The organism is Formosa sp. L2A11, from assembly GCF_009796865.1.
In the GTDB taxonomy this organism is placed as follows: domain Bacteria; phylum Bacteroidota; class Bacteroidia; order Flavobacteriales; family Flavobacteriaceae; genus Formosa.
In genome coordinates this window covers 1,975,271-1,988,163 of record NZ_CP047028.1, presented here as the reverse complement: position 1 = coordinate 1,988,163, position 12,893 = coordinate 1,975,271, and the positions used below count along the sequence as shown (strand labels likewise).

At 33.6% G+C, this 12,893-nt stretch carries 11 protein-coding genes; 3 read left to right on the top strand and 8 right to left on the bottom strand.

Features of this window, described 5'->3' with window-relative positions; genetic code table 11:
- Positions 1–2: 2 nt before the first annotated feature.
- The 8 genes from rplB to rpsL form a co-directional block, all read right to left on the bottom strand.
- Positions 3–830, bottom strand: a complete 828-nt coding sequence (rplB, locus tag GQR95_RS08560) for a 50S ribosomal protein L2 (RefSeq protein WP_159022781.1) — start codon at positions 828–830, stop codon at positions 3–5.
- A gap of 10 nt (positions 831–840) precedes the next feature.
- Positions 841–1,131, bottom strand: a complete 291-nt coding sequence (gene rplW / locus GQR95_RS08555; RefSeq protein ID WP_038527285.1) for a 50S ribosomal protein L23 — start codon at positions 1,129–1,131, stop codon at positions 841–843.
- Positions 1,132–1,138: 7 nt separating this feature from the next.
- Positions 1,139–1,768: a 50S ribosomal protein L4 gene (rplD, locus tag GQR95_RS08550; protein ID WP_159022780.1), complete on the bottom strand. Its 630-nt coding sequence runs from the start codon at positions 1,766–1,768 to the stop codon at positions 1,139–1,141.
- Positions 1,768–2,385: a 50S ribosomal protein L3 gene (rplC, locus tag GQR95_RS08545; RefSeq protein WP_159022779.1), complete on the bottom strand. Its 618-nt coding sequence runs from the start codon at positions 2,383–2,385 to the stop codon at positions 1,768–1,770. Before rplC ends, rplD begins: the two co-directional genes overlap by 1 nt.
- 162 nt (positions 2,386–2,547) lie before the next feature.
- Positions 2,548–2,853, bottom strand: coding sequence for a 30S ribosomal protein S10 (gene rpsJ / locus GQR95_RS08540; RefSeq protein WP_106461997.1), 306 nt, complete (start codon positions 2,851–2,853; stop codon positions 2,548–2,550).
- Positions 2,854–2,863: 10 nt separating this feature from the next.
- The gene (fusA, locus tag GQR95_RS08535) at positions 2,864–4,990 is read right to left on the bottom strand and encodes an elongation factor G (protein ID WP_159022778.1); all 2,127 of its coding nucleotides are present in this window, start codon (positions 4,988–4,990) and stop codon (positions 2,864–2,866) included.
- A gap of 5 nt (positions 4,991–4,995) precedes the next feature.
- Complete coding sequence (rpsG, locus tag GQR95_RS08530) at positions 4,996–5,472, bottom strand: 30S ribosomal protein S7 (protein WP_159022777.1); 477 nt, start codon at positions 5,470–5,472, stop codon at positions 4,996–4,998.
- Between the two features lie 23 nt (positions 5,473–5,495).
- The gene (gene rpsL, locus GQR95_RS08525) at positions 5,496–5,870 is read right to left on the bottom strand and encodes a 30S ribosomal protein S12 (RefSeq protein WP_057783973.1); all 375 of its coding nucleotides are present in this window, start codon (positions 5,868–5,870) and stop codon (positions 5,496–5,498) included.
- A 212-nt stretch (positions 5,871–6,082) separates the two neighbouring features.
- Between rpsL and GQR95_RS08520 the strand changes: the two genes are divergently transcribed.
- From GQR95_RS08520 to GQR95_RS08510, 3 genes are all read left to right on the top strand, one after another.
- Positions 6,083–7,735 (top strand): hypothetical protein, encoded by a 1,653-nt coding sequence (locus GQR95_RS08520; protein ID WP_159022776.1) that lies wholly within the window; start codon positions 6,083–6,085, stop codon positions 7,733–7,735.
- Positions 7,736–7,855: 120 nt separating this feature from the next.
- Positions 7,856–11,056, top strand: a complete 3,201-nt coding sequence (locus GQR95_RS08515) for a TonB-dependent receptor (protein ID WP_159022775.1) — start codon at positions 7,856–7,858, stop codon at positions 11,054–11,056.
- A gap of 11 nt (positions 11,057–11,067) precedes the next feature.
- A complete protein-coding gene (locus tag GQR95_RS08510) occupies positions 11,068–12,528 on the top strand; it encodes a RagB/SusD family nutrient uptake outer membrane protein (protein ID WP_159022774.1) in 1,461 nt (486 codons plus the stop codon).
- Positions 12,529–12,893 lie beyond the last annotated feature (365 nt).

Here is a 12,893-nt window from a genome sequence, read left to right as displayed (position 1 = left end):
TCTTATTTCTTTCTACGTTCTACAATATACTTATTACTCGCTTTTGTTTTAGAACGGGTTCTGAAACCTTTAGCAGGTATACCGTTTCTAGAACGAGGGTGACCTCCAGAAGATTTACCTTCACCACCTCCCATTGGGTGATCAACCGGGTTCATCACTACTGGTCTCGTACGAGGTCTTCTTCCTAACCATCTACTTCTACCAGCTTTACCTGATACTAGTAATTGATGATCTGAGTTAGACACAACACCTATTGTAGCCATACAGTTAACTAGAATTAATCTAGTTTCTCCTGATGGAAGTTTTACTGTTGCAAATTTACCATCTCTTGCCATTAACTGAGCAAAAGCACCAGCACTACGAGCCATAACAGCTCCTTGTCCTGGACGTAACTCTACACAAGAAATAATTGTTCCTAATGGAATTTGACTTAAAGGCATTGCATTACCAATTTCTGGAGCGATATCTTCTTGCCCAGATACAACTGTTTGACCAACTTGTAATCCGTTTTGAGCAATTATATAAGTTTTCTCACCATCTTGGTAATTTAATAATGCAATAAAAGCTGTTCTGTTTGGATCGTATTGAATTGATTTTACTTCAGCAGGAATTCCCGCTTTAGTTCTTTTAAAATCAATGATACGATACCTTTTTTTATGCCCACCACCAATATAGCGCATGGTCATTTTTCCTTGACTGTTTCTACCACCTGATCTTTTGTTCGGAGCTAATAAACTTTTCTCCGGCTTATCAGTAGAAATGGCGTCAAATCCATTAACTACTCTAAATCGCTGACCTGGTGTGATCGGTTTTAATTTTCTTACTGACATTTTCGTCTAATTACATGTTACTGTATAAATCAATCACTTCACCTTCCGCCAGTTGTACAAGTGCTTTTTTAACAGCATTTGTTTTACCATGTTGAATACCTGTTTTTGTAAACTTAGTACTTCTATCTGGACGGACATTTATTGTACGAACTTTTTCAACAGAAACGCCATAAGCAGCTTCCACTGCTTTTTTAATTTCTACCTTGTTCGCCTTTGTATTAACCATAAAGCTAAAACAGTTGTTTAATTCACTGTTTGCAGTTGCTTTTTCTGTTATTATAGGTTTAATTAAGATACTCATCGCTTCTTTATTTACTTAAATTCGATTCAATTCCCTCTAAAGAACTCTCTAAAAGGACTACTTTATTTGCGTTTAAAATCTTGTAAGTGCTTAATTCTGAGTTTAATAAGACCTCAGAGCCCTTTAAATTTCGTGATGACAAATATACATTATTATTTGACGCACCCAACACAAATAACGATTTTTTATCTTGTAAGTCTAAAGCTTTCAATACACTAGTGAAATTTTTAGTCTTAACTGAATCAAAACTTAAATCTTCTATCACAACTATTGATTGTTCTGAAGCTTTAATTGTTAGTGCTGATTTACGTGCTAAACGCTTAAGGTTTTTGTTAAGTTTAAAACTATAGCTTCTAGGTCTTGGTCCGAACATACGTCCACCACCTTTAAAGACACCAGACTTAATACTACCTGCTCTAGCTGTACCAGTTCCCTTTTGCTTTTTAATCTTACGTGTAGATCCAGAAATCTCAGCACGCTCTTTAGCTTTGTGAGTTCCTTGTCTTTGGTTTGCTAAATATTGTTTAACATCCAAATACACAGCATGATTGTTTGGCTCTATAGCAAAAACTGAATCAGAAAGGTCTACCTTTCTTCCAGTTTCTTTTCCATTAATATCTAAAACTGCTACTTTCATTACTTCTCAATGATTACATAAGCGTTTTTATGACCAGGAACACATCCTTTAACCACAAGTAGATTCTTTTCAGCAACTACTTTTAAAACTCTTAAATTTTCAACTTTAACTCTATCGGTACCCATTCTACCAGCCATTCTCATTCCCTTAAATACTCTTGCAGGATAAGAAGCTGCTCCAATAGAACCTGGTGCTCTTAATCGGTTGTGTTGACCGTGAGTTGCTTGACCTACACCACCAAAACCGTGACGTTTAACAACCCCTTGAAAACCTTTACCTTTAGAAACTCCAGCAATATCTACGAATTCACCTTCTATAAAGTGCTCAACAGTGATTGCATCACCTAATTTGTACTCCGCATCAAAACCTTTAAATTCAACGATCTTGCGTTTTACAGAAGTTCCTGCTTTTTTAGCGTGACCTAAGTCAGCTTTAGTAGCACTTTTTTCTGTCGCGTCATCGAAACCAAGTTGAAGGGCTTTATAACCATCAACTTCTTCAGTTCTGACTTGGGTAACGATACATGGTCCAGCTTCGATTACTGTACATGGAATGTTTTTTCCATTTTCATCGAAAATGCTGGTCATACCGATTTTTTTTCCAATTAACCCAGACATAATTATTAATTTATTTATTAGTATTATTTATAAAAAAATTCAGGGTCAAAACACGTTCAACCCTGAATGTATTTTTACCGTTTTTCCTTCGCTCACAGCTTAGGACATGTGTATTGAAACTTTCGTTTCTGTAAATCTTACTTTTTTTAGTAAGTGTTCTACTTATACTTTAATTTCTACTTCTACTCCACTTGGCAATTCAAGTTTCATTAAAGCATCAATTGTTTTAGAAGAAGAGCTATAAATGTCAAGTAATCTCTTGTAAGAGCTTAATTGAAATTGTTCTCTAGACTTCTTGTTAACGTGAGGAGAACGTAATACAGTGAAAATTTTCTTGTGAGTTGGTAACGGAATTGGTCCTGTTACAACTGCACCTGTACTTTTTACAGTTTTTACAATCTTATCAGCAGACTTGTCCACTAAGCTATGATCGTAAGATTTTAATTTGATTCTAATTTTTTGACTCATTTTCTTAGTTTTAAGCGTCTGTACCTTTAGCTGCTTTAATCACTTCTTCAGATATATTTGAAGGAGTTTCAGCATAGTGTGAAAATTCCATAGTAGATGTTGCACGACCTGAAGATAATGTTCTTAATGTAGTAACATAACCAAACATTTCTGATAATGGCACAGTAGCTTTTACAGTTTTTGCACCTGCTCTATCTCCCATGTCACTAACTTGACCTCTTCTTCTGTTTAAATCTCCAACAATGTCTCCCATGTTTTCTTCAGGAGTAATTACCTCAAGTTTCATGATTGGTTCCATAATTACAGCTTTTGCTGCTTTTGCTGAATTTTTAAATCCTAATTTCGCTGCTAATTCGAATGATAATTGATCCGAATCCACATCATGATAAGATCCATCTTTCAATGTCACTTTCATAGAATCTACTTCGTAACCTGCTAATGGTCCATTAACCATAGCCATTTTAAATCCTTTTTCAATAGAAGGGATAAATTCTTTAGGAACGTTACCACCTTTAATTGTAGATATAAATTGTAAACCTACTACACCTTCATCTGCTGGTTCAACCGTAAATACGATATCAGCAAATTTACCACGACCACCAGATTGCTTTTTGTAAACTTCTCTATGATCTGCAGCTCTTGTAATAGCTTCTTTGTACTCAACTTGTGGTTGACCTTGGTTAACCTCTACCTTAAATTCTCTTTTTAAACGGTCTACAATTACATCTAAGTGTAATTCTCCCATTCCAGAGATGATAGTTTGTCCTGAAGATTCGTCTGAACGTACAGTAAATGTAGGATCTTCTTCAGCTAATTTAGCTAAACCAATACCTAATTTATCAACATCTGCTTTAGTTTTAGGCTCAATCGCGATACCAATTACGGGATCTGGAAAGTCCATAGATTCTAAAACAATAGGATGTTTTTCATCTGTAAGTGTATCTCCTGTTTTGATAGATTTAAATCCAACAGCAGCTCCAATATCTCCTGCTTCGATATAATCGATAGCATTTTGCTTATTAGCGTGCATTTGGTAGATACGAGAAATACGTTCTTTCTTACCTGAACGATTATTCAATACATAAGAACCTGCGTCTAAACGTCCTGAATATGCTCTAAAGAATGCTAAACGTCCTACGAAAGGATCTGTAGCAATTTTAAATGCTAATGCTGCAAAAGGTTCGTCTACACTAGGTTTACGAATTTCTTCTTTTTCAGTATCAGGATTCATTCCTTTAATACCTTCCTTATCCATTGGAGAAGGTAAGTAACGACATACAGCGTCTAATAAGAATTGAACACCTTTATTTTTAAAAGCAGAACCACAAATCATAGGAATGATTGCCATATCCATTACAGCAGCTCTAAGTGCAGCATGCACTTCATCTTCTGTAATTGAATCTTCATCTTCCATGAACTTCTCTAGTAAGTTCTCATCGTAGCCAGCTACTTCTTCAATAAGTAATGCTCTATATTTTCTAGCTTCAGATTTAAGCTCTTCTGGAATATCAATAACATCAAAGGTAGACCCTTGAGTTTCGTCATGCCAAACAATAGCTCTGTTCTTTACTAAATCTATAATACCTTTAAAATCTTCTTCGTCACCAATGTTTAAAACGATTGGCACCGCGTTAGATTTTAACATATCTTTTACTTGTTGACAAACACTTAAGAAGTCAGATCCTTGACGGTCCATTTTGTTAACGAAACCAATACGAGGAACTTTATAATTATCAGCAAGTCTCCAGTTAGTTTCAGATTGAGGCTCAACACCATCAACTGCACTAAATAAGAAAACTAAACCATCAAGTACACGTAATGAACGATTTACTTCAACAGTAAAATCTACGTGGCCCGGTGTGTCAATAATGTTAAAATGGTAACTCTGTGCTTCAGGAGTTGGTTTTGCATTTTCTTTTGGAAAAACCCACTCGCAAGTTGTTGCAGCAGAAGTAATTGTAATACCTCTTTCTTGCTCTTGCTCCATCCAGTCCATTGTTGCAGCACCATCATGTACTTCACCTATCTTATGTGAAACACCTGTATAATAAAGAACACGTTCTGTTGTCGTAGTTTTACCAGCATCAATATGCGCAGCAATCCCAATATTTCTTGTTAATCTTAAATCTCTTGCCATTTTATCTAGAATCTAAAGTGTGAGAATGCTTTGTTAGCTTCTGCCATTTTATGAGTATCAACTCTTTTCTTAACAGCGGCTCCTTCTTCTTTAGCTGCTGCTAAAACTTCTGATGCTAAACGTTGTGCCATAGATTTTTCATTTCTTTTACGTGAGTAGCTAATTAACCACTTCATTGCTGTAGAAACTTTTCTGTCTGGACGAATTTGCATTGGAATTTGGAATGTTGCTCCACCTACTCTACGACTACGCACTTCTACGTGAGGCATAACATTAGATAATGCATCTTTCCACAACTCTAAAGCTGTTTTTTCTTCGTCTGTTTTTTTTGAGTCTACGATGTCAATTGCATCATAGAATACCTTAAAAGCTACCGATTTTTTTCCGTCCCACATCATCATGTTAACGAATCTAGTTACTAACTGATCGTTAAAACGTGGATCTGGTAAAAGCGGTCTCTTTTTTGCTGCTCTTTTTCTCATGTCTTTTCTTTAAAAGATTTTAATTACTTCTTAGGGCGTTTTGCACCGTACTTAGATCTACGTTGTGTTCTACCTGCAACACCTGCTGTGTCTAAGGCACCACGAACGATGTGATATCTAACTCCTGGCAAATCTTTTACCCTTCCACCTCTAACCAATACTATCGAGTGCTCCTGTAAATTGTGACCTTCACCAGGGATGTATGCATTTACTTCATTACCGTTAGTTAATCTAACCCTTGCTACTTTACGCATTGCAGAGTTAGGTTTCTTAGGTGTAGTAGTGTAAACACGCGTACAAACCCCTCGTCTTTGAGGACACGAATCTAAAGCAGCCGATTTACTCTTCTTGGTTATTTTGGCTCTTCCTTTTCGTACTAATTGTGAAATTGTTGGCATATTTTCTATAAAATTTATAAAATATCCTCTTCTTAGAGGGCTGCAAATGTAAGAATTTATTTTTACTTTTCAAACCCTAAATGATTAATTTTCAACAGAATTTAACTTTTATACTTTGTTATATATTATTCTGCTACTTTTTCCGTTAGTTTTACCATTCTAAAGTTTAAAAAATAGTGCATCTAAAAATTTTATTCATAACATTCTTTTTATTGGCTAGCAGTAAAGTCCTGTCTCAGAATTTAATATTAAAAATTCATGGAGCAACTAATCACGAAACGGAATTATTAGATTCTATTACCTACCAAAAAAGACATACAGATTACAAATCCGTATTAAATAGCTTAGACACGCTAAGTATTAAGTTAAATAAAACAGGATACATAGAACACACTATTAAAAAGACTGAAAAAATTAACGATTCGACTATTGAGACATTTATAGCTCTAAATAAAAAATATGATTCTATCTATGTAAAATATGACAACTCTAGTTTAAACACAGAAATACTACAATCAAACAACATTACAACAACAGGCAACACTTTAATAATTAGTTTTAATAAAATAGAGAACACACTACATAAGCTAAACACTAAACTTGCAAAAGATGGACTCCCCTTTTCTACTTTAAAATTAGAAAACATTAAAATTGAAAACAACAGTGTAAAAGCAGAGTTAAAAACATCTTCACAAAAAGAGATTAGACATATAGATAAAATTATAATTAAGGGCTACGAGAAATTCCCTAAAAAATATATTAAATATTATGCTCAGTTAAAAAAAGGAAATGTTTTTAACATGGATAATATTATAGAAAAAACCAATAGAATTAATAAACTTAGTTTTGCTAATTTAATTCGAGACCCAGAAGTACTTTTTACAAAAGACTCTACAACCATATATCTATACATTGAAAAACAAAAAAGCAATAATTTTGATGGGTATTTGGGATTTGTAACAAATGAAGACACCAACAAACTTGAATTTAGTGGTTACTTAGACATGTTACTCCGTAATAATTTTAATTATGGTGAAACAATATCTTTTTTATACAAAAGTGATGAAAACGAACAAAAAACATTTAACATAAATGTAGACGCTCCTTATATCTTTAAAACACCTGTAGGAACCAATGTAGAATTAAACATATTTAAGAAAGATTCATCCTATTCTACCGTCGATCAATCACTAAAACTCTATTATCAAATTAACACCTCTAACAAGGTATATATTGGAGTATCTTCAACACAGTCTAATAATCTTTTAGAAAACACTACAATTAGCACTATAGATGATTACAAATCTACATTTTACAAAACACAATATAATTTCATAAATACTACAGAATACAACACCTTATTTCCTACAAAATCTTATGCAGATTTAGAGCTTGGTTTTGGCTCTAGAACATACACTAACACAAAAGAAAATCAAATACTATTTAATGCTGAAATATATCACAGTTTTTACCTAAACAAAAGTAATAGCATTTATACAAGGATAACAGCATCAGCCTTAGAGTCGGACAGTTATTTAGAAAATGAATTACTGCGTTTTGGTGGGATTAATTCCATTAGAGGGTTTGAAGAAAATAGTTTAACAGCAAATCTATTTGGAGTTTTAAATTTAGAATATAGATACCAACTAAATCCTACAATTTACATAAACAGTATTACAGATTTTTCCTACTTAAACAACCAAATTACCTTACAAAAAGAAAAACTGTTTTCCATAGGCGTAGGAATTGCATTATTAACAAAAGGAGGCCTACTAAAACTCATTTATGCTAACGGAAAAACAGAAAAACAACCTTTCAGTGTGAATAATGCAAAAATACACCTAAGTATAACGACTTCTTTTTAACAAATAAAAAAACTACAACGTTTGCAATTAAATCTACCTTTAAAATTTAATATAATATTATTGTTTAGTTAACTATTTATTAAGAATATTGCCACCGACTAATTCAAAATAAATTAAAAAATGAGATCACATTTAAGTGGGATTTTAACGCTGTTTCTAGCGTTTGTTGTGCAGTTTACTTTTGCACAAGAAAAAATTGTTTCGGGAAATGTTACCGACGAAAGTGGCTTACCACTCCCTGGAGTAAATATTATTATTAAAGGAACCACACATGGTACACAAACCGATTTTGATGGAAATTATTCAATTTCTGGAGAATCAGGTAGCACATTAGCCTTTTCTTTTATGGGCTATAAAACTGTAGAGCAAAAAATTAGCACTGCAAACACAATCAATATTATATTAGCTGAAGACTTATCAGAACTAGACGAAGTACTTATTGTAGGGTACGGAACATCTACATTACGCTCATTTACAGGTACAGCAACGCAAATTGATGCTGAAGCTTTAGGACGTAAATCTGTATCTAACGTTTCTCAAGCTTTAGCTGGAGAAGCTGCCGGTGTACGCGTAATTAACACAAGCGGACAACCTGGTGAAGATGCAACTGTACGTATTAGAGGTTTTGGTTCTCTTAACGGAAACAGAGATCCTTTATATGTATTAGACGGTGTGCCTTACACAGGTTCAATAAGTTCTATAAATCCTAACGATATAGAATCTACAACTATTCTTAAAGATGCAGCTGCAACAGCGATCTATGGTTCTAGAGGTTCTAATGGTGTAATTGTAATTAACACTAAAAAAGGATCTAGAAATGAAGCAGAAATAGAAATAGACATAAAAACAGGACAAAACTTTAGTGCATTACCTCGTTACTCTACAATATCTTCTCCTGAAGAATATATTGAAACAAGTTACGAAGCACTTAAAAACAGAGGTAACATTTTAGGTTACGACGGTACAGATTATGCCGATTCTAATATTTTTGGAAGTTCAGGAATTTCATCTGACTACAATATGTGGAATGTAGATAGTGGTGCAGATTTAATAGATCCTACTACTGGAAAAGTAAGAGATGGTGTTACACGTAAATACAATCCAGAAAACTGGGAAGACTACGCCTTTCAAGAATCTAACAGAACAGAAGCTAACGTAAAAATTAGTGGTGGTTCAGACAAAACAAGATACTTTACTTCTTTTGGTTATCTTAATGATGTTGGTTACTCTATCAATTCAGATTTCGAACGTTACTCTGTAAGAGCAAATATAGACCACCAAGCTAAAGATTGGCTATCAGGAAACCTTAATATTGGTTACACAAAATCTGAAACTAATAATGCAGGACAATCTGACGATTCAGGATCTGTATTCTGGTTTGTAGATAACATACCTTCTATATACCCTCTATTCTTAAGAGATGAAAATGGAAACAAAATAGACGACCCATATTATGGTGGTTATGTTTACGATTACGGAGAAAGCCGTGGATTTGGAGGTTTAACTAATGCTATTAGTGATGCTCAAAACTCAATATCTAATGATGTTGTAAATGAATTAAACGGTAATGCAAGTATAGATATTTCTTTCAGTGACGATTTAAAACTTACAAACAAAATTGGATGGAATTACAAGAACAGTAATTACAACAGCCAAGACGGACCATATTACGGACCAAGCGCATCTCAAAATGGATCTATATACAAGTTAAGAACAGATGTTTTTTCTTATAACTTGTTAAATATGTTAACCTATAAGAAAAAATTTAACGGTCATGCTTTCGATGCACTTATTGCACATGAAGCAAACGACTGGGAAAGAGAATACTTATTTGGTAGTAAATCTAACTTAACAGACCCTAATAGTACAGACTTTAATGATGCCGTTGTACAATCTAACATGTCTTCTTACACACAAAGTTATTCTTTAGAAAGTTTCTTCGGACAAGTAAACTACAACTATAACGACACGTACTTTATTTCTGGAACATTAAGACGCGATGGATCTTCAAGATTTGAAGAAGGAAACAGATGGGGAACATTTGGCTCTGTAGGTGCATCTTGGGTAATGTCTAACGAAGACTTTATGTCTAAACAAAACATTTTTAGTTTCTTTAAACTAAAAGCAAGTTACGGTAGAGTTGGTGATCAAGGTGGTGTAGATTATTACTCTGGTAATGATTTATATACTGTTGGTAATTTAGATGATGAATCAACATTAATTTTTGACACTAAAGGAAATCCTGATTTAGAATGGGAAGTTTCAGATCAATTCCAAGCCGGTGCAGAATTTTCTTTAGGAAAATATTTAGACGCAAGTGTAGATTACTATATTAAAAACACAGACAACTTAATATTCGATAGAAAAGTAGGACCTTCTATTGGTTACTCTGTTATAAAAGTAAATGATGGTGCTTTAAGAGAATCTGGTTTAGAATTTGATGTTACTGCTCACCTTGTAAAATCTAAAGATTTCTATCTTGACCTTGGTGTTAACGGAGAAATTGCAACTAACGAATTAACACGTATGCCTATAGATCCTGCTACAGGAGAAGAAAAACTATTAGACATTAGTGGAAGATATGGTAGAGCTGAAGGACATTCTATTTACGACTTCTACGTACGTGAATGGGCTGGTGTAGATTCTCAAACTGGTGAAGCACAATGGAATCAATATTTTTATGATGGTAACAGTAATGGTGTAGTAGATACAGATGAAGGTATTTCTTCTTTAACAGAATACAAAGACTTACATCCTGATAGAGAAATATCTAAAACAACCACCACAACATACTCAGATGCAACACAAAAATTTGTAAACAAATCTATAATGCCAGATGTAAGAGGTGCCTTTAACTTATCTACTGGATATAAAGGATTTCAACTTAACGTACAATTCTTATACTCTATAGGAGGTTATGCATACGATTCTGCTTACGCTGGATTAATGAGTAACACACAAGTTGGTGGTAATAACTGGCATACAGACATTAGAAACAGATGGCAACAAGCTGGTGATATTACAGATGTCCCTAGACTATCTAGCAACTTAGACCAGAACGTTAACGCAACATCTACACGTTTTATTACTAAAGCAGATTACTTAAGCTTAAACAACATAAGATTAGCTTACTCTATCCCAGATACATTTGTTAAAAAAATGGGAATGTCTAACTTCACTCTTGCAATAACTGGAGACAATTTAGCATTATGGAGCGAAAGAGATGGATTTAACCCTTCTGCTTCAGAAACAGGAGTTTCAGATACATATAGCTACTCTCCTTTAACAACAGTTACATTAGGACTTAATGTTCGATTCTAAAAAATAAAAAAATGAAAACAATAGTTTATTTAATATTAGGAATTACATTAACTACTGCAGTAAGCTGTAGTGATGATTTTCTAGAAAAAGATCCATCAGAATATATGTCTGACGAAGAAATTGCAGAGATTTCACCAGATTATCCAGAATTATCTGAAGCAATATTAAGAGGTAACTACGAAAACATGTACGTTACAGGTTCTGGTGGTACAGATTTAGATCACGATGATTTCGGTCAGAAAAGTTACGACATATATAGCGACATGCTATCTGGAGATATGGTATTAGGAGGCCTAAACTACGGTTGGTATTCTGGTATTTCAGAAATGCAATCTACTATAGATTTTACAGACACAGATAACGAAAAACCATGGACATACTATTACAAAATAGTAAATGGAGCAAACGCTGTTATTGATCGTTACGTAGATTCTGATTTAGAAGCTGGATCAGATGAAATGTATTCATATTCTCAGGCACGTGCAATGCGCGCTTATGCTTATTTTTACTTAGCAAACTTATTCTCTACATCTTACAATGCTACTGAAGAGATCCTACCTATATACACATCTTTAAGTCAAGACAACCAACCATTAAGTACAACTGCAGACGTCTATGCACTTATTATTGAAGACTTAACTTATGCTGTAGATGGATTAGATGGTTTTGATAGAGATTCTAAATCTTATATTAACCAAACTGTTGCACAAGGCCTATTAGCTTACGCTTATGCAGCAATGGGAGAAAATGCATTGGCGCAACAAGCAAGTACAGATGCTATTTTAAGCTCTGGAGTTAGTGTAGTTAGCGAAGACGAAGCAGTTGGAGGCTTTAACGATGTAACCACTAGTGCTTGGATTTGGGGAACAGATATTACTATAGCCTCAGACCTAGACTTAGTATCATGGTGGGGTCAGGTAGATTTATTTACTTATAGTTATGCTTGGGCTGGAGATCCTAAAATTATTAATGAAGAGCTATATGAAGCTATTCCTGATAATGATGTTAGAAAAGGACAGTTTGTTAATGCTTACGGAGATGGTCAATTATACCCAATTAATAAATTCTACGCTCCAGACAGAGTTGTAGGTGGACAACGTAATATTGAAACAGATTACCTATATATGCGTATTGGTGAAATGTATTTATTAAATGCTGAAACCGCAGCTAAAGCAGGAGACGAAACTACAGCAAAAGCGTCTTTAAAAGCATTATTAGACGAACGTTTAGACGACACATCTTATGTAGATCAATTAAGTGGAAATGCTTTATTAGCTGAAATCATATTACAAACACGTATCGAATTCTGGGGAGAAGGAAAAAGTTACTTATTAATGAAACGTAATAACTCTACTATTACTTTAGGGAGTAATCACCTTACCTACCCTAGTCAGACAATAACATCTGACGACGATAGGTTAACTTTAGATATACCACAAACAGAAATTCAAAATAACCCATATATTAACTAATCTAAACATTTTAGATTTTTAATAATTACTTTATTACTTAAAAAAGCCTTGTGTAACTAGTTACACAAGGCTTTTTTTATTACTTAAAATTACAAAAAACAACCTAACACACTCTATATCAAACACCCTAATTAAATACCTATTTAACCGATGTCTAACCGCTATAAAAACAGACACTAATGTCATATTTAATATTTTATTAACAAATAAAGCTAAAAACCAAGTTTTTAGACTAAAAAAAACGTTACAAATTTGACAAAAATACATCTGTTTTGCAAAATAAATAAAGAATATCATAATTATTAATGCTTTTTATGATAAAAAAATGTAAAAATTAACATTTTAAGGAATTTTTATTGTTTTAT